This is a genomic window from Streptomyces sp. CB02923, assembly GCF_001905005.1.
In the GTDB taxonomy this organism is placed as follows: Bacteria; Actinomycetota; Actinomycetes; order Streptomycetales; family Streptomycetaceae; genus Streptomyces.
Genome location: NZ_LWKZ01000001.1, coordinates 910,115 through 933,225, shown reverse-complemented (window position 1 = coordinate 933,225; position 23,111 = coordinate 910,115). Strand labels below are relative to the sequence as shown.

The 23,111-nt window shown below is 72.0% G+C and carries 21 protein-coding genes; 11 read left to right on the top strand and 10 right to left on the bottom strand.

Annotation, left to right across the window (positions count from 1 at the left end):
- Nucleotides 1–108 precede the first annotated feature (108 nt).
- A complete protein-coding gene (locus A6A06_RS03905) occupies nucleotides 109–471 on the top strand; it encodes a type II toxin-antitoxin system RelE/ParE family toxin (protein WP_073759778.1) in 363 nt (120 codons plus the stop codon).
- Entirely contained in the window at nucleotides 468–785 is a 318-nt protein-coding gene (locus A6A06_RS03900) for a helix-turn-helix domain-containing protein (protein ID WP_073758750.1), read from the top strand. The genes A6A06_RS03905 and A6A06_RS03900 overlap by 4 nt, the downstream gene beginning before the upstream one ends.
- A gap of 108 nt (nucleotides 786–893) precedes the next feature.
- Here A6A06_RS03900 and A6A06_RS03895 read toward each other — a convergent pair whose 3' ends face one another.
- On the bottom strand, nucleotides 894–1,430 hold the full coding sequence (locus A6A06_RS03895; protein WP_242440546.1) for a Uma2 family endonuclease: 537 nt from the start codon (nucleotides 1,428–1,430) through the stop codon (nucleotides 894–896).
- 368 nt (nucleotides 1,431–1,798) lie between these two features.
- Here A6A06_RS03895 and A6A06_RS03890 point away from each other — a divergent pair, with 368 nt between their 5' ends.
- The 3 genes from A6A06_RS03890 to A6A06_RS03880 all read left to right on the top strand — a co-directional run bounded on the left by A6A06_RS03890 (nucleotide 1,799) and on the right by A6A06_RS03880 (nucleotide 5,623).
- Nucleotides 1,799–3,838 carry a thioredoxin domain-containing protein gene (locus tag A6A06_RS03890; protein WP_073758748.1) on the top strand — a complete coding sequence of 680 codons (2,040 nt, stop codon included), beginning with the start codon at nucleotides 1,799–1,801 and terminating at the stop codon, nucleotides 3,836–3,838.
- A gap of 177 nt (nucleotides 3,839–4,015) precedes the next feature.
- Nucleotides 4,016–5,050, top strand: a complete 1,035-nt coding sequence (locus A6A06_RS03885; RefSeq protein WP_073758746.1) for an MDR family NADP-dependent oxidoreductase — start codon at nucleotides 4,016–4,018, stop codon at nucleotides 5,048–5,050.
- A 120-nt stretch (nucleotides 5,051–5,170) separates the two neighbouring features.
- Entirely contained in the window at nucleotides 5,171–5,623 is a 453-nt protein-coding gene (locus tag A6A06_RS03880; protein WP_073758744.1) for a MerR family transcriptional regulator, read from the top strand.
- Between the two features lie 14 nt (nucleotides 5,624–5,637).
- Here the strand turns inward: A6A06_RS03880 and A6A06_RS03875 are convergent, their stop codons facing one another.
- Nucleotides 5,638–6,270, bottom strand: a complete 633-nt coding sequence (locus A6A06_RS03875; RefSeq protein WP_073758742.1) for a TetR/AcrR family transcriptional regulator — start codon at nucleotides 6,268–6,270, stop codon at nucleotides 5,638–5,640.
- 407 nt (nucleotides 6,271–6,677) lie between these two features.
- On the bottom strand, nucleotides 6,678–7,406 hold the full coding sequence (gene trhA / locus A6A06_RS03870; RefSeq protein WP_073758740.1) for a PAQR family membrane homeostasis protein TrhA: 729 nt from the start codon (nucleotides 7,404–7,406) through the stop codon (nucleotides 6,678–6,680).
- Between the two features lie 243 nt (nucleotides 7,407–7,649).
- Here trhA and A6A06_RS03865 point away from each other — a divergent pair, with 243 nt between their 5' ends.
- Nucleotides 7,650–9,473 (top strand): phosphoenolpyruvate carboxykinase (GTP), encoded by a 1,824-nt coding sequence (locus A6A06_RS03865; RefSeq protein WP_073758738.1) that lies wholly within the window; start codon nucleotides 7,650–7,652, stop codon nucleotides 9,471–9,473.
- Nucleotides 9,474–9,599: 126 nt separating this feature from the next.
- On the opposite strand, the gene A6A06_RS03860 is transcribed toward A6A06_RS03865, so the two are convergent.
- Nucleotides 9,600–10,031, bottom strand: a complete 432-nt coding sequence (locus tag A6A06_RS03860) for an SCO4983 family protein (protein WP_073758736.1) — start codon at nucleotides 10,029–10,031, stop codon at nucleotides 9,600–9,602.
- 102 nt (nucleotides 10,032–10,133) lie between these two features.
- Nucleotides 10,134–11,345, bottom strand: coding sequence for a pyridoxal phosphate-dependent aminotransferase (locus A6A06_RS03855; RefSeq protein ID WP_073758734.1), 1,212 nt, complete (start codon nucleotides 11,343–11,345; stop codon nucleotides 10,134–10,136).
- A 198-nt stretch (nucleotides 11,346–11,543) separates the two neighbouring features.
- Between A6A06_RS03855 and A6A06_RS03850 the strand changes: the two genes are divergently transcribed.
- Entirely contained in the window at nucleotides 11,544–13,361 is a 1,818-nt protein-coding gene (locus A6A06_RS03850; RefSeq protein WP_073758732.1) for a P-loop NTPase fold protein, read from the top strand.
- Here A6A06_RS03850 and A6A06_RS03845 read toward each other — a convergent pair.
- Complete coding sequence (locus tag A6A06_RS03845) at nucleotides 13,297–14,913, bottom strand: N-acyl-D-amino-acid deacylase family protein (protein ID WP_073758730.1); 1,617 nt, start codon at nucleotides 14,911–14,913, stop codon at nucleotides 13,297–13,299. The two genes, A6A06_RS03850 and A6A06_RS03845, sit on opposite strands and share 65 nt — an antisense overlap.
- Before the next feature lie 353 nt (nucleotides 14,914–15,266).
- Complete coding sequence (locus tag A6A06_RS03840; RefSeq protein WP_073758728.1) at nucleotides 15,267–16,607, bottom strand: amino acid deaminase; 1,341 nt, start codon at nucleotides 16,605–16,607, stop codon at nucleotides 15,267–15,269.
- Between the two features lie 285 nt (nucleotides 16,608–16,892).
- Here A6A06_RS03840 and A6A06_RS03835 point away from each other — a divergent pair, with 285 nt between their 5' ends.
- From A6A06_RS03835 to A6A06_RS03820, 4 genes are all read left to right on the top strand, one after another.
- Nucleotides 16,893–17,957 carry a sugar kinase gene (locus A6A06_RS03835; protein ID WP_242440591.1) on the top strand — a complete coding sequence of 355 codons (1,065 nt, stop codon included), beginning with the start codon at nucleotides 16,893–16,895 and terminating at the stop codon, nucleotides 17,955–17,957.
- The gene (locus A6A06_RS03830; protein WP_073758726.1) at nucleotides 17,954–18,736 is read left to right on the top strand and encodes an IclR family transcriptional regulator; all 783 of its coding nucleotides are present in this window, start codon (nucleotides 17,954–17,956) and stop codon (nucleotides 18,734–18,736) included. Before A6A06_RS03835 ends, A6A06_RS03830 begins: the two co-directional genes overlap by 4 nt.
- Nucleotides 18,733–19,143 (top strand): RidA family protein, encoded by a 411-nt coding sequence (locus A6A06_RS03825; RefSeq protein WP_073758724.1) that lies wholly within the window; start codon nucleotides 18,733–18,735, stop codon nucleotides 19,141–19,143. The genes A6A06_RS03830 and A6A06_RS03825 overlap by 4 nt, the downstream gene beginning before the upstream one ends.
- 125 nt (nucleotides 19,144–19,268) lie before the next feature.
- Nucleotides 19,269–20,747 (top strand): GntP family permease, encoded by a 1,479-nt coding sequence (locus A6A06_RS03820; protein WP_073758722.1) that lies wholly within the window; start codon nucleotides 19,269–19,271, stop codon nucleotides 20,745–20,747.
- 20 nt (nucleotides 20,748–20,767) lie between these two features.
- Here the strand turns inward: A6A06_RS03820 and A6A06_RS03815 are convergent, their stop codons facing one another.
- From A6A06_RS03815 to A6A06_RS03805, 3 genes are all read right to left on the bottom strand, one after another.
- Complete coding sequence (locus A6A06_RS03815; protein ID WP_073758720.1) at nucleotides 20,768–22,027, bottom strand: mannosyltransferase family protein; 1,260 nt, start codon at nucleotides 22,025–22,027, stop codon at nucleotides 20,768–20,770.
- Nucleotides 22,028–22,101: 74 nt separating this feature from the next.
- On the bottom strand, nucleotides 22,102–22,515 hold the full coding sequence (locus A6A06_RS03810; RefSeq protein ID WP_073758718.1) for a hypothetical protein: 414 nt from the start codon (nucleotides 22,513–22,515) through the stop codon (nucleotides 22,102–22,104).
- Nucleotides 22,508–23,005 (bottom strand): SigE family RNA polymerase sigma factor, encoded by a 498-nt coding sequence (locus A6A06_RS03805; RefSeq protein WP_073759776.1) that lies wholly within the window; start codon nucleotides 23,003–23,005, stop codon nucleotides 22,508–22,510. Before A6A06_RS03805 ends, A6A06_RS03810 begins: the two co-directional genes overlap by 8 nt.
- Nucleotides 23,006–23,111: the final 106 nt, after the last annotated feature.

Here is a 23,111-nt window from a genome sequence, read left to right as displayed (position 1 = left end):
GATCGGTGGGGCGGGGTTCCGCCGGCGGTGTTGCGCCTCGGCGCAGGGAGGCGAGGCTGCTCGGGCGGGGCAGTGGTCGCGCTGTATAGCTATCGCTATACTCATCCGGTGAGCGCTGAGTGGGAGATCTTCCTCGTCGACGAGGTCCGTGAGTGGATCGAGGGCCTCGACGAAGCGGCATTTGCCCGGGTGGTCCAGTCCTTGGACGCGCTGGCCGAGGGAGGCCCTGGGCTGGGACGCCCGCTGGTGGACACCATCCACGGCTCGTCGATGGCGAACCTGAAGGAACTGCGCCCGGGTACGGTGCGCATCCTCTTCGCTTTCGACCCGTGGCGCAGCAGCATCTTGCTGATCGCAGGCGACAAGTCGGGCCGATGGTCCGAGTGGTACGACGAAGCGATTCCGCTGGCCGAGCAGCGCTACAAGACCTATGTGGGAGACCGGGCTCGGGAAGAAGGTGGACGATCGTGAGTGGATACACGCGTTGGCAGGACATCCGCGCTGGGCACGTCGCTCGCGCCGGTGGCGAGGACGCCGTACGGGCGGGCAAGGAGGAACTCCTCGCCGAGACGACGGGGCGCCGCCTCGCGGAACTGCGGAAGGCCCGCGGGCTGACTCAGCAGGACGTGGCCGACCGGATGGGCGTCACGAAGGGGCGGGTGTCGCAGATCGAGCGGGGCCGCATCTCCGGCCAGGACGTCCTCGCCCGCTTCGCCGTTGCGCTCGGCGGTCGGCTGCACCAGGCCATCTACTTCGACGACGGGGACATCGCGGCGATTGCCTGAGTGCACGACACGCCCGTTCCGGCACCGCTGATCGGCGAGAAGGGCCACAGCCCGACCCGGCGGTGGGCGTCGTTGTGCTCGCCTGCCGGGTGTGCGTGGCCTCGGTCGTCAGGTGGCCTGCAGGTCCACGGTGACGGGGAAGGGGGCGGCGGTCTTGATCACGCCGGTGAACATTTCGCCGTCCCGGTAGGCCTTGGTGGCGGGGTCGAGAACGTAGGTGTAGATGATGGGGACACCGGTTGCGGCCTGTTCGATACGCCAGTAGAAGGGGATGCCGGCCTTGGCGTACTGGTCCACCTTCACGATGCGGTCGGTGGTCTCCGAGCCGGGCGATACGACCTCGACGACCAGGAGTACGTGTTCGGGGCGGGTGGGCGTGAGGTCGATGGTCTCCGCCCGGTAGACGATGACGTCCGGACGCCGGTTGGTGAGCGGAACGTCCTGCAGGCGGACGTCGAAGTCCGTGTCGGCGTTCCAGTCCGGCCCTGCGGCGGCGTCCAGGGCATTGGCCAGGACTCGGGCCAGCCGGTTGTGCCGCTTGGACTCGCTCGGCCTCACGACGGCCATGCCGTCCACGATCTCGATGCCGGCGCACTGTGCCTCGGGCCAGGAGTCGTACTGCGCCGCGCTGATCCGGGTGTGCATCTACGCGGGCGCCACCATCTCGGCGGTCATGGCGTGCCTCCTTCGAGGAGCCTCAGCAGACCCATCGCTGCTGTGCCCAGCCTACTGTCCTGTGACGCGGAGGCGCGCGATGCCGGTAGGGCGCGATTGCCCCTCTCTGTCTCTTCTCCGGTTCGGCAGACCGACGATCCCGAGGCCGGTGGGATCCTTGCCGGACCCGTCGAAGCCCCCGGCGAGCCACCCCAATTGAATGCTTGCCCCAAGCGAGTTGTGGCGGGTGGGGAGGCGGTTGCCCCCGCGTGATGGCACGTGAGCGCAGTTCGGCCAAGCGAGGCAGCCCCTGTGCGGGCCTCACCGACGGGACCGGGCGCTGTGAGAGGCTGGATCGCATGAACCGGCTAGCTGGTGTGACCTCGCCGTATCTGCTTCAGCACGCTGACAATCCGGTCGACTGGTGGCCCTGGACGCCGGAGGCTTTCGAGGAAGCTCGGCGGCGTGATGTGCCCGTCCTCCTGTCGGTCGGTTACTCCGCGTGTCACTGGTGTCACGTGATGGCGCACGAGAGTTTCGAGGACGAGGGTGTCGCCGCGCTGATCAACGAGCACTTCGTGCCCGTGAAGGTGGACCGCGAGGAGCGGCCCGATGTGGATGCCGTCTACATGGAGGCCGTGCAGGCCGCCACCGGGCAGGGTGGCTGGCCGATGACCGTCTTCCTGACGCCCGGGGCCGAACCGTTCTACTTCGGTACGTACTTCCCGCCCGCGCCGCGCCACGGGCTGCCCTCGTTCCCGCAGGTCCTTCAGGGCGTACGGAGCGCCTGGGCGGACCGCCGCGACGAGGTGGGCGAGGTCGCCGGGCGGATCGTCGCCGACCTGTCCGCACGGTCGGTCTCCGCGTCGCCGGCCAAGGGTGATCCGGTGCCGCCGGGCCCGGAGGACCTGGCGTCCGCGCTGCTGACGCTGACCCGCGACTTCGACGCCGTGCACGGCGGATTCGGCGGGGCGCCCAAGTTCCCGCCGTCCATGGCGCTGGAGTTCCTGCTGCGCCACCACGCCCGTACGCAGTCCGAGGCGGCCCTGCAGATGGTGCAGGCGACCACGGAGGCGATGGCCCGCGGCGGGATCTACGACCAGCTCGGCGGCGGTTTCGCGCGCTACGCGGTGGACGCGTCGTGGACGGTGCCGCACTTCGAGAAGATGCTGTACGACAACGCGCTGCTGTGCCGTACGTACGCACACCTGTGGCGCGCCACCGGATCGGACCTGGCCCGCCGCGTCGCCGTCGAGACCGCCGAGTTCATGGTGCGCGAACTCCGTACCGAACAGGGCGGATTCGCTTCCGCGCTGGACGCCGACTCCGACGACGGCAGCGGCAAGCACGTCGAGGGCGCGTACTACGTATGGACGCCCGGTCAGCTGCGCGATGTCCTGGGGGAGAAGGACGCCGCGATTGCCGCGCACTACTTCGGCGTGACGCAGGAGGGCACCTTCGAGGAGGGCGCCTCCGTCCTGCAACTCCCCGACACCGACGACCTGGTGGACGCGGAGCGGATCGCGGGCATCAAGGAGCGGCTGCGCGCGGCCCGCGACGCCCGGCCCCGCCCCGGCCGGGACGACAAGGTCGTCGCCGCCTGGAACGGCCTGGCCGTCGCGGCCCTCGCCGAGACCGGTGCCTACTTCGACCGCCCGGACCTGGTGCAGGCCGCCACGGACGCCGCCGACCTGCTCGTACGCGTCCACATGGACTGGCAGGCGCGGCTGCACCGCACCTCGCGGGACGGCGTGGCGGGCGACAACACGGGCGTCCTGGAGGACTACGCGGACGTCGCCGAAGGCTTCGTCGCGCTCTCCTCGGTCACCGGGGAGGGCGTCTGGGTGGACTTCGCCGGCCTCTTCCTGGACACGGTGCTCGTGCACTTCACCGCCGAGGACGGCTCGCTCTACGACACCGCCGACGACGCCGAGCAGCTGATCCGCCGCCCGCAGGACCCCACCGACAACGCCACGCCGTCCGGCTGGACCGCGGCCGCCGGCGCGCTCCTGTCGTACGCGGCACTGACCGGCAGCGGCCCGCACCGGGACGCCGCCGAACGCGCCCTGGGCGTCGTCAAGACGCTGGGCGGCCGGGCGCCGCGCTTCATCGGGTGGGGGCTGGCCGCCGCCGAGGCGGCGCTGGACGGGCCGCGCGAGGTGGCGGTCGTCGGCCCGGACGGTGACCCGGCCACCCGGGCGCTGCACCGCGCCGCCCTCCTGGGGACCGCGCCCGGCGCGGTGGTCGCCCTTGGGGAGCCCGGTTCGGAGGAGGTGCCGCTGCTGAAGGACCGCCCGCTGGCCGACGGCCGGCCCGCCGCGTACGTCTGCCGCCACTTCACGTGCGAGCGCCCGACGACCGACCCCGAGGAGCTGGGGGAGAAGCTCCGCGACGGATGACAGGGCAGGGGGGAGACGGGGTGAGGGGGCAGGGGTATACGGGTGTGAGCATGGCCGGGCGCGGGCATGTTCCCGGTCCCGCCCCCGCCCCACCGTCCCGCCACCCCCTCCGTCCGAAGTCCTAGGCCGCAAAGCGGGGTTGAACTTCACGCGGGCGTCAACTTTTAGCGTGACGGCATGACGAACCGCACGCACCACACCGGTGGCGGCCTCCCCGCCACCCACCACGAAGTCCGCCTGACCGGCCGCCCGCAGGGCCCGCTCACCGACGACCTGTTCGAGGTCGTCGAGGTGCCGGTGCCCGAGCCGGAGTCCGGGCAGGTCCTCGTACGCAACACCACCATGGCCGTGGCCGCCGTGATGCGGACGCTCATGGACGAGGACACCTCCGTCCCGATGCCGTCCTTCGTGCCCGGCGAGGCGCTGTACGGGTCGGCCGTCGGCGAGGTGGTCGACGCGCCCGGCACCGACTTCGCCCCCGGTGACCTGGTGGAACACCACTTCGGCTGGCGGGAGTACGCCCTGGTGGACGCCGCCGCGGTGCAGCGCCGGGACCGGGACCTGCTGACCGACCCGGCCGCTTACCTCTCCCAGGGCCCGACCGCCTACATGGGCATCGTCCGAGGGGCCGAGGTCCGCGCGGGCGACACGGTGTTCGTGTCCGGGGCGGCCGGCGGGGTCGGGTCGCTGGCCGGGCAGATCGCCCGGCTGCGGGGCGCCGTACGGATCATCGGCAGTACGGGATCGCAGCGCAAGGCCGACCACCTGGTCAAGGAGCTGGGCTACGACGCGGCGGTGATCCGCGGGGCCGGCCCGATCGAGGAGCAGCTGCGCAAGGCCGCTCCGGACGGCGTCGACGCGGTCTTCGACAACGTGGGCGGCGAGCAGTTGCAGGCCGCCATCGCGCTCGCCAACCGGGGTGCCCGTATCGCGCTCGTCGGCGCGCTCTCCAGCCAGCTCTCCGACTCCGGCACGCACACCACCGAGATCGACACGCTGTCCCTGCTGGCGCGCAGCATCACCCTGCGCGGCGTCGCGCTCTACGACCACCTCGACCTGATCGCCGAGTGGAACGAGCAGTTCGGGCGCGGGCTGCGGGACGGCACGCTCACCTTCCCGCACGCGCGGCTGCACGGCATCCACGAGGCGCCGCGCGCCCTGCGGGAGCTGATCGAGGGGCGGCACCTGGGGGCCGTGCTCGTGGAGTTGTGAGCAGCCTCCCCGTGGCGCGGGCCCGTCGGTGTGCCTCCGGCCGACGACGTACGGTCTGAGTGAGTCGACGTACGCAGCGGGGTGCCACCGACCGGCCGGGCCCCGGCGGGGGAGGACCGGATGCGCATCGGGGACGCCGCGGCCGCGGCGGGCATGACGGCCAGGGCACTGCGCTACTACGAGGAGCAGGGACTGGTGATCGCCCGGCGTACGCCGTCGGGGCACCGGGTGTACGGGCCGGAGGACGTACGGCGGCTGCGCACGGTGCGTGAACTGCTCGACGCCGGGCTGACGGTGGGCGACATCCGGTCCTTCGCGCCGCTCCTCGACGCGCTGCCGCCCGACGGCCTGCCGCGGCTCCTCTTCGCGGGGGACGGCGGCCGTGGCGCCGCGGTGGGCGGCGGGCCGGAGTGCTGCCGTACGGCGGAGGAGGTGGCCCGCCGCCGGCTGGCCGACCTGGACGCCCGGATCGAGCGGCTGACGCGGCTGCGCGGGCGTCTGGCCCAGCGGCTGGGGGAGCCGGCCAGGGTGCCGGGGCGGGTGGCTCCGTACGGGAGGGCCCTACGGGAGTGAGGCGGGGCGCGCGTTCACCAGGTCAGGCCCCGGGCGAGTACGTGCATCGCCCGGTCGACGTGGGGCCCGAGGTCGTCCCGCGCGCCGTCCGCGACCCAGTGCATCAGCGCTTCCTGGAGGCCCGCCAGGACCGCCGTGGCGATCACCCGGACCTCCAGGTCGTCGGGGGAACGGCCGGTCCGCTCCGCCAGTACGGCGCTGATCATCGCGCTGTCCCGCGCGGTGTTCTCGGCCGTACGGCCGCGGATCGCGGGCACCTCCCGGACGAGGCGGATGCGCTGGACCAGGTCGCCGCGCTCCTCGGCCGTGAGCCGCCGCAGTGCCTCGACGGCCACGTGCCGTACGGACTCGGTCATCGGTTCACCGGCGGGCCCGGCCCGCAGCCCCGCCTCCAGGAGCGCGTCGTACTCGTCGGTGAGCACGATGTCTTCCTTGGCGGGGAAGTAGCGCAAGACCGTACTGGGGGAGACGTCGGCGGCCTCGGCGATCCGGTCGACGGGAGTCGCGTCGTACCCCTGCTCCTCGAAGAGCCGGTAGGCGGCCCGGCGGATCGCCTGCCGGGTCTGGATCTTCTTCCGTTCCCGCAGCCCGGCCTTGGGGGCGCCGGGCCGCGTCGCGGACTTCTGTGCAGAGGGCATGGGCGTCATTGTCGGGCATCGCGCGGGCCGGGTGCGTGGCGAGAGGGGCGGGGGCGGGGCCGGGGCCTGCGGTGTTCCTTGATGTCTCCTTGTCTGTCAGTGGGGTGTGTAACGCTCTAGACAGGGAATGGTCACCGTCAGTGATGCTTGGAGGGGGTGTTGCGGGTATGCGTCCTGCGATCGATGGGTTCGCCGTGTTCGCGGCGGCGCTGTGCGTCGGCGGGTTCCTCGTCGGCGGCACGGCCGCGGTGGTCGCGCTGGTCCTGGCCGGGGTGGCTGCCCTGACATGGCAGGTGGCCGCGGCCTCAAGGCCACGGCCACGTGCGGGCGCCGGGTGTGCGCGCCGGCGGGGCGGGGGTGCCGGTTCGCGCGGCGGGAAGGGCGTTCCGGGCGGTGCGGGTGCCGCTCCGGGTGCCTCAGGAGTGCGAATAGGCCACCAGTGAGATGCCGACGTAGTGCACCACGAACGCCGCCAGTGTCAGGGAGTGGAAGACCTCGTGGAAACCGAACCAGCGCGGTGAGGGGTTGGGGCGCTTGATGCCGTAGATGATGCCGCCCGCGCTGTAGAGGACGCCGCCGACGACGACGAGGACGAGTACGGCGATGCCGCCCTTCTGGAGGAAGTCGGGCAGGAAGAAGACGGCCGCCCAGCCCATCGCGATGTAGCAGGGTGTGTAGAGCCAGCGTGGCGCGCCCACCCAGAAGACGCGGAAGGCGATGCCGGCGAGGGCGGCCGCCCACACGGCCCACAGGAGTATCTGCCCGCGGGTGCCGGGGACCAGCAGCATGGTCAGCGGGGTGTAGGTGCCCGCGATGATCAGGAAAATATTGGCGTGATCCAGCCGTCGTAGCAGGGCTCCGGTGCGCGGGCCCCAATTGCCGCGGTGGTAAAGGGCGCTGACCCCGAAGAGCAGGCAGGCCGAGAGGGTGTAGACGGCGCAGGCGATGCGGCCTCGGGTGCTGTCGGCGAGTGCCGTGAGCACCACGCCGGAGAAGAGGGCGGCGGGGAACATCCCCGCGTGCAGCCAGCCCCGCAGCTTGGGCTTGAGCGGCGCGGCCACCGCGGCGACCGCGGATACTGCGTCGGCGGCCGCGCTGGTCACGGGGGACGTGTGGCTTTCGGCGGCGTCAGGCGCGGAAGTCATGGCCGCAATGCTACCTACGCGACCGTAAGTTACGGATTGGTCCGGAAGTGGTGACGGTCACGAGAACCTCCTCTGGACAGATGGGGATCGGGATCGGATGATCAAATGAGTGCGGTCGGCACCGGATGAGCGGTCGCGAAGCATCCGGGTCGCAGCCCCCAAGGGGCAGACATCTTCCGAAGCGGGCTCTGCAGGCATGTGCACGGGCAGTGGTCCGCCCCGAACCCTCATCTAGGAGCGATCGTGGCGCGCGACAACGCGGCTCCCTCCCCCGTACCGACCAACCACCAGGAACTGATCTCCTGGGTCGACGAGATCGCAGCCATCACCGAGCCGGACCGCGTCGTGTGGTGCGACGGCTCGGAGGCGGAGTACGAGCGCCTGTGCGAGGAGCTCGTGGCGAAGGGCACGTTCAAGAAGCTGGACCCGATCAAGCGCCCCAACTCGTACTACGCCGCGTCGGACCCCTCGGACGTCGCCCGGGTCGAGGACCGCACCTTCATCTGCTCCGAGAAGGAGGAGGACGCGGGCCCGACCAACCACTGGAAGGCCCCGGCGGAGATGCGCGACATCTTCACCGGCGAGCAGGGCGTCTTCCGCGGCGCGATGCGCGGCCGGACGATGTACGTCGTCCCGTTCTGCATGGGCCCGCTCGGCTCCCCGCTCTCCGCGCCCGGCGTGGAGATCACCGACTCGGCGTACGTCGCCGTCTCGATGCGCACCATGACCCGGATGGGGCAGGCGGTCCTGGACGAACTGGGCGAGGACGGCTTCTTCGTCAAGGCCGTGCACACCCTCGGCGCTCCGCTGGCCGAGGGCGAGGCGGACGTGCCGTGGCCGTGCAACTCCACGAAGTACATCTCGCACTTCCCCGAGGACCGTGAGATCTGGTCGTTCGGCTCCGGCTACGGCGGCAACGCCCTGCTGGGCAAGAAGTGTTACGCGCTGCGCATCGCCTCCGTCATGGCACGCGACGAGGGCTGGCTCGCCGAGCACATGCTCATCCTCAAGCTCACCCCGCCGCAGGGCGAGCCGAAGTACGTCGCCGCCGCGTTCCCGAGCGCCTGCGGCAAGACCAACCTCGCGATGCTGGAGCCCACGATCTCCGGCTGGACCGTCGAGACCATCGGTGACGACATCGCCTGGATGCGCTTCGGCGAGGACGGCCGTCTGTACGCGATCAACCCCGAGGCCGGGTTCTTCGGTGTCGCGCCCGGCACCGGCGAGCACACCAACGCCAACGCCATGAAGACCATGTGGGGCAACTCGGTCTTCACCAACGTCGCGCTGACCGACGACGGCGACGTGTGGTGGGAGGGCATGACCGAGGAGCTCCCCGCGCACCTGACCGACTGGAAGGGCAACGACTGGACCCCGGAGTCCGGCACCCCGGCGGCCCACCCCAACGCCCGCTTCACCGTCCCGGCCGGCCAGTGCCCGATCATCGCGCCCGAGTGGGAGGACCCCAAGGGTGTGCCGATCTCGGCCATTCTCTTCGGCGGCCGCCGCGCCAGCGCCGTACCGCTGGTGACCGAGTCGCTGACCTGGCAGCACGGTGTCTTCCTCGGCGCGAACGTGGCGAGCGAGAAGACCGCGGCGGCCGAGGGCAAGGTCGGCGAGCTGCGCCGCGATCCGTTCGCCATGCTGCCGTTCTGCGGCTACAACATGGGCGACTACATGGGCCACTGGGTCAAGGTCGGCGCCGACAAGGACCAGGCGAAGCTGCCGAAGATCTACTACGTCAACTGGTTCCGCAAGGACGGGTCGGGCCGCTTCGTGTGGCCGGGCTTCGGCGAGAACAGCCGGGTGCTCAAGTGGATCGTCGAGCGCCTGGACGGCAAGGCCGAGGGCGTCGAGACGCCCATCGGCATCCTGCCGACGAAGGAGGCGCTGGACACCGAGGGCCTCGGCCTGGACGACGCCGCGCTGGACTTCCTGCTCACCGTCGACAAGGACGTGTGGCGCGACGAGGCGGCGCTCGTCCCCGACCACCTGAACACCTTCGGTGACCACACGCCGAAGGAGCTGTGGGACGAGTACCACGCGCTCGTACGCCGACTGGGCTAGGGACGGAACGCCCCGGCGCGGACCGGGGCGTCAGCCGTCAGCGGCCGGAGCCCCGCACACCATGTGCGGGGCTCCGGCCGTTGCGTCATGCCCCGGGTGCTCGGCGGATACGCGGTGGGTCAGTACTCAGGCCGTGGCCAGCTCGTGTACCGGCGCGGGTGCCTCCGTATATGCCGCCGCGTGTGCTTCCATCCGCTCCGCCGCCAGCGCGGCGGCCGCGGCGTCGGCCCGTGAGGTGGCGACGGCCAGGGCGCTGCCGGCCAGCATCCGGGCCCGCCCGTGCAGCCGGGGCGCGCGGGCCGGGTCGCCGCCGCCGGTCGGCGCGGCCCGCAGCGGGTAGGCCCCGCCGCGCAGCCGCGCCACCTGCGCGGCGATGCGCTCGGCGGCGTCGTCGAGCGCGGGGTCGCGGACGGTGGCGCGCAGCTCGTCGGTGACGGTGAGCAGCGCGGTCAGGTGGCCGGCGAGCCGGATGTCCAGTTCCTCCGTGCGGGAGCGGTGCGGGACGTCCTGGTCGGCGGCCATGGAGTGGACCGACGGGGTGCGGATCGGTTCGTACACGGGACGGCCTCCTGGCAACGCGGAACGGCTAGGAGACCATCCTAGCTTAGACAGAGTCTAAAGTTGAGAACCGTATAGGTGCGGCGTCGTCCCGGGTCGCGCTCAGTACTGCCCGTAGCCGTCCAGGAACCGGCCGATGCGGGTCACCGCGTCCGTCAGGTCGTCCTTGTTCGGCAGGGTGACCAGGCGGAAGTGGTCCGGCTCCGGCCAGTTGAAGCCCGTACCGTGCACGATCATGATCTTCTCGGCGCGCAGCAGGTCCAGCACCATCTGCCGGTCGTCCTTGATCTTGTAGACCTTCGGGTCCAGCCGCGGGAAGGCGTACAGCGCGCCCTTCGGTTTGGTGCAGGTGATGCCCGGGATCTGCGTGAGCAGGTCGTACGCGGTGTCCCGCTGCTCCACCAGGCGGCCGCCCGGGAGCACCAGGTCGTTGATCGACTGGTGTCCGCCGAGGGCGGTGGCCACGGCGTGCTGCGCGGGCATGTTCGCGCACAGCCGCATGTTGGCGAGGATCGTCAGGCCCTCGATGTACGAGGCCGCGTGCGCCTTCGGGCCGCAGACCGCCATCCAGCCGCTGCGGTAGCCCGCCACCCGGTAGGACTTGGAGAGCCCGTTGAAGGTCAGGGTCAGCAGGTCGGGGGCGAGCGAGGCGAACGGGGTGTGGGTGACGCCGTCGTAGAGGATCTTGTCGTAGATCTCGTCGGCGCAGACGATCAGGTTGTGCCGGCGGGCGATCTCGGCGATGCCGCGCAGCAGCTCGTCGTCGTACACGGCGCCCGTCGGGTTGTTCGGGTTGATGACGACGATGGCCTTGGTGCGGTCGGTGACCTTGCGCTCGATGTCGGCGAGGTCGGGCATCCAGTCCGCCTGCTCGTCGCACCGGTAGTGCACCGCCGTACCGCCGGACAGCGAGACCGAGGCCGTCCACAGCGGGTAGTCGGGCGCCGGTACGAGCACCTCGTCGCCGTCGTCCAGCAGCGCCTGCATCGACATCTGGATCAGCTCGGAGACGCCGTTGCCGAGGTAGACGTCGTCGACCGAGAGCTCGATGCCCTTGGTCTGGTAGTGCTGCATCACCGCGCGCCGGGCGGAGAGCAGGCCCTTCGCGTCGCCGTAGCCGTGGGCGGTGCCGACCGTGCGGAGGATGTCCTCCAGGATCTCCGGCGGGCACTCGAACCCGAAGGCCGCCGGATTGCCGGTGTTGAGCTTGAGGATGCGGTGTCCCGCTGCTTCGAGCCGCATCGCCTCCTCAAGGACCGGGCCCCGGATCTCGTAGCAGACGTTGGCGAGCTTCGTTGACTGGATCACCTGCATGCCAGCCACCATACGGGCGCGTAACACGCCTCGCCTGGTGTTTTTCTTCACCCTGGACACCCCGGCGGTGTGGGCTTGCTCACCCGCCGTGACGGACCGGGTGCCCCGCATCGGTGCGGGGGCGTGCGCGAACGGCTCCCGCGCCCGGCGCACCGGCGGTACGCTCCGGGGCGGTGAGCGGACGACCACGGGGGCGGCATGGTGTCATCGGAGCGACGGCTCGCGCTGCTCAACGACGAGCCGGTGGACTCGGCCGGCACCGACCTGCTGGGCGCGGGCCACGCCGCCCGCCGGCTCGCCGACCTGCTGATCGCCTCCCGGTCCTCCACCCCGTTCACCCTGGCCGTCGACGCCGGGTGGGGGATGGGCAAGAGCAGCCTGATGCGCCTGGTGGACGCGGAACTGGGGACGGTGCCCGAGGTGCACACCGTCTGGTACAACGCCTGGACCTCGTCCGGCGCGGACGCCCTGGAAGGGCTGATCAAGTCGGTGCTGATGCGCTTCGACCGCAGGCTGCTGCGGAGGGCGCTGCACCGGGCCTCCGAGCAACGGGCGCTGCTGCGCGTGCTGCGGGCGCTCGCCACCCTCGCGGCCGGCCCGCTGGGTGCCGCCGGGCTGGTCAACGAGCTGTGGGACAACCTGTCCGTCAACTCCCAGGCCCGTAACGAGATGCGCGAGGCGATCCGTGACCTGGCCCAGGAGTGGGCCGAGAACGCGACGTACTCGCCGCGGCGGATGCTCGTCGTGTTCATCGACGACCTGGACCGCTGCTCCGAGGAGACGGTGCTGGCGGTGTGCGAGGCGGTCAAGGTCTACCTGGACGTGCCGGGGCTGGCGTTCGTCATCGGCTGCGACCGGTCGGCGATGGGGCCGAGCGGGCTGCTGCGCGATCTGTCGCCGGCCGGCGCCACGTTCATGGAGAAGATCTTCCAGACCAGCTACCGCATCCCGGTGGCCGGCGGCCAGGGCGTACGGGAGTACATCACGTGGTGCGCGCGCACCGCCGGTATCGAGCGGCTGCTCGATACGCCCCTGGTCGACCTGCTCGCCGAGCGGTCGGCCCGCAACCCGCGCCGCATCAAACGGCTGGTCAACGGCTTCGTCCTGGAGGCGACCCTCAACCCGATGTGGGCCGACCACCCGCCGGAGGCCGTCCTCCGCACGTTACTGATCCAGTACTTCTACGCCGACTTCTACCGGATGATGACCAGCCCGCCGGGGGCCGACAGCGGCGACGTCATCGCGGACTTCCGCACGTACCGGCGGGTGCGGACGCTGCTGCGGACGTCGGCGACCGTGCCCGACGAGGAACGGCCGGTGGTCGACGCCTTCCTGGCGCAGCGGGACGTACCGCGGAACCCGGCCGACCCGTACGCCGAGCTGGAGCAGCTGGAGCGCGAACTCCCCACCGTCTTCCCCGACATGGTCACCGACGCCGGGTTCAACTCGCTGCTCGACGGGCTGCTCGGCCTGCCGCGCTCCGCCGAACTGGTCCGCAGGCTGCGCGAGGGGGCCCCGGCGCTGGTGACCCTGCCGCAGCGGGAACCGGACCCCGGGACGGCGCAGCCGGGGGCCGGGGAGGGATCGCTCCCGCCCGTCCGCGTATCGCTCGCGGGCCGCACGCTCCTCTGGGTCGACGACCATCCCGAGAACAACGCCACCCTGGCCGCCTGGTTCCGCAGGGAAGGGGCGGCCGTGCAGATCGCCGTGGACTCCTGGGCGGCCGACGCCGCCATCGCCGTCCAGACGCCGTCCCTGATCATCTCCGACATCGCCCGCGGAACGGACGACCGGGCCGGCTTCCGGCAGGTGGAGGCGCTGCGCCGGGAGGAGCGTTTCACCGGCCCGGTCGTCTTCTACGCGGGCCGGGTCACCCCCGCCCGCCAGGAAACCGCCCGCGCCCTGGGCGCGCTGGGCGTGGCAGCCGACGGCGACGAACTGGTACGGCTGGTCAGGAGCGCGTTCGCCGGACCGAGCGCCCCGCCAGTACATCCGTCCGCCGACCGTCCTCGATGACGAAGCGGCCGTCGATCAGGACGTGCGGGATGCCGGTCGGCAGGGTGCGCGGCGTATCGAAGGTGGACCCGGCGGCGACCGTGTCCGGGTCGAAGAGGACCAGGTCGGCGCGGTACCCCTCGCGGACCAGGCCGCGGTCGGGCAGCCGCAGCCGGGCCGCGGGGCGCGAGGTCAGATGCGCCACGCACTCCTCCAGCGGCAGCACGCCCAGCTCCCGTACGTACGTGCCCAGGTACTTCGGGAACGTGCCGTACGCCCGCGGATGCGGCTTGTTGCCCTGGAGGATGCCGTCGCTGCCGCCGGTGTGCACCCGGTGGCGCATGATCGCGCGGACGTTCTCCTCGTGGCCGACGTGCTGGAGGATCGTCGAGCCGAGCCGGTCCTCCAGCAGGAGGCGGCGGGCCGTCGTCCAGGGCTCCTCGCCGCGCTCCCGCGCCGAGCGGGCGACCGTCTTGCCGACGTACCCCTCCAGCGCCGGGTCCGAGACGCCGGAGATCTCGATGGCGTCCCACTCCATCGGCACGCCGTGGCAGCCGTCCGCCCCCTCCACCTCCATGACGTGCCGGATGCGCTCGGCCGCCGCGTCGTCCCGCAGCCGGTCCAGGATCGCGGCGGGCCCGCCCTCGCTCGCCCAGCTCGGCAGCATGGCGACCAGGGTCGTGCAGCCGGGCGTGTACGGGTAGGTGTCGAGGGTGATGTCGGCGCCGGACTCCAGGGCGCGGTCCAGGAGGGCGAGGAGTTCGGGTGCGCGGCCCTTGTTCACGCCGAAGTTCATGGTGGCGTGGGCGAGGTGCAGGGCGCAGCCCGCCTGGCGGGTCAGGCCGACCATCTCCTCGTACGCGCCGAGGGCGCCCGCGCCGTACGAGCGGTGGTGCGGGCAGTAGTAGCCGCCGTAGCGGGCCACCACCCGGCACAGCTCGGTGAGTTCGGCGTCATCCGCGTACATGCCGGGGGTGTAGGTGAGGCCGGAGGACAGGCCGACGGCGCCCTGCTCCAGCCCTTCGGCTACAAGCCGCTGCATCCGGGCGATCTCGGCGGGCGTGGCCGCGCGGTCGTCCCAGCCGAGGGCGAGCATCCGGACCGTGCCCTGCGGAATGAGGTACGCCGCGTTGACGGCGATGCCCTGCCCGTCGAAGCCGTGGTCGAGGCGGTCCAGGTATCCGCCGACCGTGCGCCAGCTGAAGTCGATGTCCGAGCCGTCCCCGTTCCAGCCGGTGATCTGCGCGCGGACCTCGGCGAGCGTCCGGTCGTCGACCGGCGCGTACGACAGGCCGTCCTGCCCGATGACTTCGAGGGTGACGCCCTGCGCCGCCTTCGCCTCGTGCGACGGGTCGCGCAGCAGCGCCAGGTCGCTGTGCGCGTGCATGTCGATGAAGCCGGGGGAGAGGGCCAGTCCCGCGCCGTCCACCACACGGGGGGCGCCGGGGCGCGGCCCGGAGTCCGTCTCCCGGCGGATCTCGGCGATCCGGCCGCCGTCGAGGGCGACGTCCGCCCGGTAGGAGGGGGTGCCGGTGCCGTCGATGACGCGTACGTCGCGGACCACGGTGTCCATGACCGAACTGCCTTTCCTGTGAGCCGAGCCGAGCCGGGCTGAACCGGGCTGAACCGGGCCGGGCGCCGAGCCGGGCCGGGCGCCGGTCCGGGCCCGGAGCCGATCCGGGCTGCGGGCCGGTCCGGGAGGAGCATCCGGGCCGGGCGCCGGTCCGGGAGGGGCCGCGCCGGCGGCCATGGGGTGCGGGGCCCGCTCCGGTGACGGGGGGACGCACCGGAGCGGGACCCGGGCGCGCCCGGGGGTGGGCGCGCCGGCCGGGGGCGGGGGTGCCCCCGGCATTCGGCGCGGGACTCGGGGGTGGTGCCCCGCACCGAAGTCCTGCGGCCCCGGGTGAGGGGGCCGCCGCGGGTCCGTCAGAAGAACGTACGGACGTAGTCGACGACCGTACCGTCCGCCTCGGCCACCGGGATCAGCTGCCACTTGTCGAAGGACGTGCACGGGTGCGACAGCCCCAGCCCGACCCAGTCGCCGACCTCCAGGTCACCGGCCCGTTCCGTGCTGACCCAGGCGTGCTGGTCGGACAGCTTGGTCACGGTGACGCCGTCCGCGGGCCGCTCGGTGCCGTCCCGGCCGGACCGTACGGCCTGGGCCTGCGGCAGGTCGAGGTCGTACGCCGCGTCGCGCTTGCCCGCGTTCAGGAACGCCTGCTCCGGGGTCGGGCGGGAGACGACCTGGGACCAGAGCCGGAAGGCGGGCCGCAGGGCGCCCTCGTCCGGGACGCGGTTGAACGGGGTCAGACGGCGGTAGTGGCCGTCGTCGTGGGAGACGTACGCGCCGGAGCGCAGCAGCTTCAGCAGCGGCCGGGACAGCGCGGGCGCCTCGTCGAAGACCTCGGCCACCGCGTCGAACCAGGCGCTGCCGCCCGCGCTCAGCACGATCTCGTCCAGGTCGGCGAAGCGCCCGGACGCGTCGAAGGCGACGGTGAGCGCGAGCAGCCGGCGCAGCCAGGCGGTCACCCGTTCGTGGGTCGCGTCGGGCACCTCGCCCTCGTAACCGGCGACGCCGACCAGGCGCAGCGTGTCCACACCGGCCAGCGCGTCGGCCAGTTCGACGCATTCGGCATCGGTACGGACACCGGTGCGGGCGCCCTCGCCGGCGGCCAGCTCGATGACCACGTCCACCGGGCGGGTGGCACCGGCCTCGCGCAGGGCGGCGTCCATCAGCTCGATGCCGCGCAGCGAGTCGACGTAGCAGACGCAGTGGAAGCCGGGGTCGGCGTCCAGCTCGGCGGCGAGCCAGCGCAGCGCGGGGGCGTCGACGACCTCGTTGGCGAGGAAGATCCGCTGGATTCCGTAGGCGCGGTAGACGCGGACCTGGTGGGGGACGGCGGCGGTGATGCCCCAGGCGCCGCGTGCGAGCTGGCGGGCGAAGAGCTGCGGGGCCATCGAGGTCTTGCCGTGCGGGGCGAAGGCCAGGCCGTGCCGCTCGGCGTAGGTCTCCATCAGCGCCAGGTTGTGATCCAGCGACTCGGCGGACAGGGCGAGGACCGGTGTGGTGAAGCCGCCGGTGAACAGGTTCCGGCGTTCGGCCGCCAGCTCGCCGACGGTACGGCCGTCGGCGTCCGGGGGAAGCCCCTTGAAGCGGTGGTCGACCCGCTCGTCCGCGAGGGTCCTCGCGCGGCGCTCGGCGGTGGCTGCGTCGGCGCCGGGAGCGGCGCCGGTGGCGCTGCGGTCGGCGTGGGGCGCGGCGGCCATGGGGGCCTCCTCAAGATCTTGTTGCACCGTGTGCAACACCCATTGCGCATATCGCTTACTGCTGTCTAACATCCGAGCCATCGCCGGGTCAATGGTGCGTAACACGTCGCGGAACGGCCCAACGGGCCCGTACGCAAAGGAGTGCAGCAGATCGTGACCACGTCCCAGAACGTCAGCGCCGACGGCAACGACGCCACGGACGGCACCGCGCCCGCCCGGAACGACGCGACGGACGGCACCGCGCCCGCCCGTCCGGGCGCCGATGTCGTCTGCCTCGGCGAAACCATGGTCACCTTCATGCCCACCGGGCCCGGACGACTCGCCGACGTGCCCACCTTCGAGCGCGGAATCGGCGGCGCCGAGTCCAACGTCGCCTGCGCCCTCGCCCGCACCGGCCACCGCACCCGCTGGGTCTCCCGCGTCGGCGCCGACGCCTTCGGCGACCACGTCCGCGACGCCGTCGCCGCCTGCGGCGTGGACGTCACCCACGTCCAGCGCGACCCGGCCCGCCCCACCGGCGTCTACTTCCGCACCGCCGGCGAACGCGCCACGGGTACGGAGACGCAAGCCGGCGCCGCCGAGGTGGCGTACTACCGCGCCGGGTCCGCCGCCTCCGCCATGTCCCCCGGACTGCTCGACGACGACGCCCTGCGCGACACCCGCGTCCTGCACCTCACCGGCATCACCGCGGCCCTGTCCGACACCTGCCTCGACGTGCTGCGCACCCTCACCGCACCGGCCCCCGGCCGCCCCCTCGTCTCCTTCGACGTGAACTACCGCGTCGCACTCTGGCGCGACCGCACCGTACGCGGCCCCGAAGTCCTCCTCGACCTCGCCCGCCGCTGCGACCTGGTCTTCGTCGGCGAGGACGAGGCCGCGGCCGCCTGGGACCTGCACGGCCCCGACGCCGTACGCGCCGCCCTGCCCGAACCCGCCGTCCTCGTCGTCAAACAGGGCGCCGACGGCGCCACCGTGCACGCCCGCCAGGCCGACGGCACCGACACGGTCACCACCGCCCCCGCCCTCACCGTCGACGTCGTCGCCCCCGTCGGCGCCGGAGACGCCTTCGCCGCCGGATTCCTCTCCGCCACCCTCCGCGACCTGCCCGTCTTCGCCCGCATCCGGCACGGCCACCTCATGGCCGCCGCCTCCCTCACCGTCCCCGGCGACCTCGGCACCCCGCCCGCCCGCGACCTCGCCGACCGCCTTGCGGGCCTCGACCCCGCCGACTGGGGGAGACTGCGACTCGGCCCCGGCTGGACCACCGACGGTGACGCACCCACTGACCGCAGCAGCGGCACCACCAGCCACGGGGTGCACAACCCACGGGTGGAGGTCCGTACCCCATGAGTCAGACAGTCGACCGCGCACTGAGCATCCTGCCCCTGCTGGCGGAAGGCCCGGCCAACCTGGAACAGGTGGCGGGCCGCCTCGGCGTGCACAAGTCCACCGCCCTGCGGCTGCTGCGCACGCTCCACGAGCACGGCATGGTCTACCGGCAGAGCGACCAGCGCTACCGCCTCGGCGCCCGGCTCTTCGCCCTCGCCCAGCAGGCCGTGGAGAACCTCGACGTGCGCGAGATCGCCCACCCGCACCTCGTCGGACTGAACGAGCAGTGCGGGCACACGGTGCACCTCGCCGTGTACGAGGAGAACGAGGTCCTCTACATCGACAAGGTCGAGAGCCGCTACCCGGTACGGATGTACTCCCGTATCGGCAAGCCCGTCGCCATCACCGTCGCGGCCGTCGCCAAGCTGCTCCTCGCCGACCTGCCCGAGCCCGAGCGCCGCGCGCTCGCCGAGAAGCTCGACTACCCCCTCTACACGTCCCGTTCGACACCCAGCGCTCCGGCCTTCCTGGCCGAGCTGGCCAAGGTGCGCGAACAGGGCTGGGCCACCGACCTCGGTGGCCACGAGGAGTCCATCAACTGCGTCGGGGCCCCCATCCGCGGCGCGGACGGCCGGCTCGTCGCCGCCATGTCGGTCTCCGCGCCGAATGTCGTCGTCACCGCCGAGGAACTCCTCACCCTGCTCCCGCTGGTACGCCGCACCGCGGACGCCATCAGCCGGGAGTACTCCGGAAACACCCCCGTATCCGACACGCAAGACATGAAGGAAGCCCGACCATGACCGAGAAGACCGCCCTCACCCCGGCCACCCACACCACCCCGCCCGCCAAGTTCTCGCACGGCGTGAAGAAGGGCAACATCCTCCAGGTCGCCGGCCAGGTCGGCTTCCTGCCCGCCGTCGAGGGCCAGGCACCCACCCCGGCCGGGCCCACCCTGCGTGAGCAGACCCTGCAGACCTTCGCCAACGTCAAGGCGATCCTCGAAGAGGGCGGCGCGAGCTGGGACGACGTCATGATGATGCGCGTCTACCTCACCGACACCGACCACTTCGCCGAGATGAACGAGATCTACAACGCCTACTTCGAGGCCGAGGGCCTCAAGGAGGCACCGGCCGCCCGTACCACCGTGTACGTCGGCCTCCCCAAGGGCCTGCTCATCGAGATCGACGCGCTCGCGGTGCTGAGCTGACCGGGACACCCCCTTGCCGTTACCGCCGCTGAACCCGCCGCACGGTACGGCGCCCCGTCCGCCCGGGGCGCCGTGCCGCGGTCCCCCCTGCCTGGAACTTCCCTGTCTGACAACGGAGTCATCACATGGTCCACGCTGTCCTCGCTGCCGCGGCCCCCGCCACGCCACCCCACACCGGCGGCCTGCTCGCCCTGATACCGGGAACGCCCGGCCTCCTCACCGTGGCCGCCCTCGGCATCCTTCTCCTGCTCTTCCTCATCATCAAAGTCCGCCTCCAGCCCTTCGTGGCGCTGCTGGGCGTCTCCATAGCCGTCGGCCTCGCCGCCGGTCTCTCCGTGACCGAACTCTTCGGTACGGTCCAGAAATCCAGCCTCCCCTCCCTCATCGAGAGCGGCATGGGCGGCATCCTCGGACACGTCGCCATCATCATCGGCCTGGGCACCATGCTCGGCGCGATCCTCGAAGTCTCCGGCGGCGCGGAAGTCCTGAGCACGCGTCTGCTCGGCCTGTTCGGCGAACGCCGCGCACCCCTCGCGATGGGCCTGACCGGCCTCATCTTCGGCATCCCGGTCTTCTTCGACGTGGGCATCTTCGTCCTCGCCCCCATCGTCTACGCAGCGGCGAAACGAAGCGGCAAATCCGTCCTCCTCTACTGCATGCCGCTGCTCGCCGGCCTCTCCATGACCCACGCCTTCCTCCCGCCGCACCCCGGACCGGTCGCCGCCGCCGGCCTGTTCAAGGTGGACCTCGGCTGGATCATCCTCATGGGCATCGTCTGCGGCATTCCCGCGGTCCTGGCCGCCTGGGCCTACGCCGCGTGGATCGGCAAGCGGATCTTCGTCCCCGTACCGCAGGACATGGTCGAGGCCGCGGAGGAGGCCCGCGCCGCGGTGACCGCCGAACAGAACGCGGCGGGTGTCGCACCCCGCGAGAAGCCGGTGGCCCTGGGCACCGTCCTCACCATCATCGGCACCCCCCTGGTCCTGATCCTCCTCGCCACCTTCTCCTCGATCGCCCTGGCCCCCTCCACCCTCCGCTCCGTCGTCGAGTTCTTCGGCAATCCCTTCGTCGCGCTGACGATCGCCCTCCTGCTCGCGTACTACCTCCTCGGCATCCGCCGCGGCTGGTCCCGCAAGTCCCTGGAGACCGTCTCCACCGCGTCCCTCAAGCCGGTCGGCAACATCCTGCTGGTGGTCGGCGCGGGCGGCATCTTCGGCGCGGTCCTCAAGGGCAGCGGCGTCGCCGACGCCCTCTCCGACACCTTCCACAACGTCGGACTGCCCGTCATCGTGCTCGCCTGGCTGGTCTCCGTCGTCCTGCGCGTCGCCCAGGGCTCGGCCACGGTCGCCATCGTCACCACGGCGGGCATCGTCCTCCCGCTGGTCGACGGCCAGCACCTCTCCCAGCCCCACCTGGCCCTGGTCATCATGGCCATCTCGGCCGGCTCGATCTTCGCGTCGCACGTCAACGACGGCGGCTTCTGGATGGTCGCCAAGTACTTCGGCATCTCCGAACGCGACACGCTGAAGTCGTGGACCGTCCTCGAAACGGTCCTGTCCGTCGTGGGGTTCGCGGTGGCGGCGCTGGTGAGCCTGGCCGTCTGAGAACCGCCCCGCGGGCCGCGTCAGCCGGTCCACCGTCCGGTGAAAAAGGTCAGGGCGAACACGGTGCTCAGGGGCGCGACCACGCAGAGGTACGCGGTCTTGAACCGGGGGCTGCGCAGACTCCAGCCGGCCAGGATGATCCACAGGGGCCACCACAGGAGGACGGCGCGGGGGACGGAGACGTACCAGTACGACGTCCCCAGCGCGCACAGGCTGAGGGCGACGTAGACGGCCTCGGGCCAGCGGCGCCTGCGCGCCAGCACGACGAGCAGCGCCACACCGAGGAGCATGGCGACGATCTCGGCCTGGAACATGAAGGCGTAATTGGTGCTCTGGACGTGGTCGAAGGCGTTGTTCCAGGTGTTGGCCCAGGCCTCCCAAGGCGTGTGGAAGACGCGGTACCAGCCGCGTTCCTGGGCGTGCTTCCAGGACATCCAGTCACCGGTGTGGGCCTGGAGGTACCAGCTGTAGAGGACCAGGGGCAGCGCGGGCAGGGCCAGCCAGGGCAGCGGGCGCAGGTCGCGGGTGCGGCGCAGACCGAGCAGGAAGTGGACGGCGAGGGCCGCCGCCAGGAAGAGGCCGCTGACGCGTACGGCGGTGGCCGCGGCGGTCAGCGCCATGGCCAGGGGCCAGTTGCGGCGTCGGGCGGCGAGCCAGGCGGGCAGCGCCAGGGCCAGGAAGAGGGACTCGGTGTAGCCGACGGCCAGGAAGACGGCGCACGGGGAGAGCAGGAAGAACAGGACGGCGCGCTGTCCCCCCGCGGTGTCGTGCAGGTGGTGCCGGGCGATGCGGGCCAGGGCCAGTACGGCGACGGCCCCGGAGACGAGGGAGACCGACAGCCCGGCCAGCGCCCAGTCCGGCACGAGGAAGTGGACCGCGCGCAGCACGAGGGGGAAGCCGGGGAAGAAGGCTTCCCGGTTGTCCCAGTCGTCCAGCCACGGCCCGGCCTGCCCGGGGAAGTAGCCCTGCTGGGCGATGTGCTGGAAGTGGTCCCAGTCCCAGTGCTGGAACGGCGCGAGGAGCGGGCCGGGGTCCTGGGACGCGGAGTCGGAGGGGAACAGCCACCGGGCGCAGTAGGCCGTCACCCAGATGCCTATTCGCGTCGACAGGTACAGCCACAGGACGTCCCGGTCCGCGGAGCCGAGACGCCAGGTCGCACGGCCCCGCATGCCCCAGCGCACACGGCCGGTCCGCACGTCGGGCCCCGGGTCGCCCAGCGGGCGCCGGGGCGTTTCCGGGAGGCGGGAGGGCTCGCGTACATCGGTGGATGAAGGGGGCATTACGGGTTCCTTGGGTGGGGGGAGGCAGGCCGGACCGCCCGGTGGCGGTCCGCCGGGTCACGGAGCGAACCGGCTCAGGGCGGTGACGTGGCCGACCCTCGACCGGCCTCCGGAGGGGAAGAGCCGGCCATGGTCCCCGGAGGGGAAGAACCGATCGTGAACTCCGGAGAGGGGGGCAGGGTGGGGGAGTCGGTGGGGCTCGGCGAGGTGAGCGCGGGGGACGGCAGCCGCTCCGGGGACGGCCTGCCGGGCGACGGCGGGCCCGCCGGGCCCACCGGGACCGGCGCCCGGGAAAGCAGCGCGGCAGCGGTGGCGCCGCCACCGCCGACGACCAGACACGCCGCCGCCACCAGGGCGCTGACGCGCCGTCGGCGCCTCCGCCGCCCGCGCGCGGCGATCTCCGCGACCGGCGCCGCCGCGGCGCGGGACTGCCCGGCACCGGCAGCTTGCTGGAACAGGGACCGCAGCGGGTCCTGGGGCTCAGACACCGGGCGCCTCCTCGATGCGCAGGTCGTGCAAACGGTCGGCGAGCGCCGTGCGGCCACGGCTCAGATGGGTCTTGACGGTGCTCGCCGACAGCCCCGTCTCACCCGTGATCTGTTCGACGGACAGATCACACAGGTAGTGCAGGGTGAGCGTGCGGCGCTGCTGGGCGGGCAGGTCACGCAGCGCCTCGACCAGCACGACCTGCGCCGGCTCCGGACCTTCGACGTGAGGTGGGGCACCGCTGCGCTTCCACGCGTCGGCGCTGCGGCGCAGGTGCCGCCACCGGCTGACCGCCAGCCGCCAGGCGACCGTGCGGATCCACGCCTCGGGCTGCCCGTTCCGGTCGAGCTGCCGACGCCGGTTCCAGCCCCGGACGAACGCCTCCTGCACCACGTCCTGCGCCTCGTGCAGGTCGCCGAGCATCACGAACAGCTGTCCCGTGAGCCGCGCGACCGTCTGGGCGTAGAACTCTTCGAACTCCTCGACGGTCAACAGCCACTCCCGGATCTTTCGCTTCACCTGCCATACGCCCGCCGGGCGGTGTTCGGTCGACACGCACGGCGGAAAAACACCGTGACGCTCGTCACGGAACGGATCG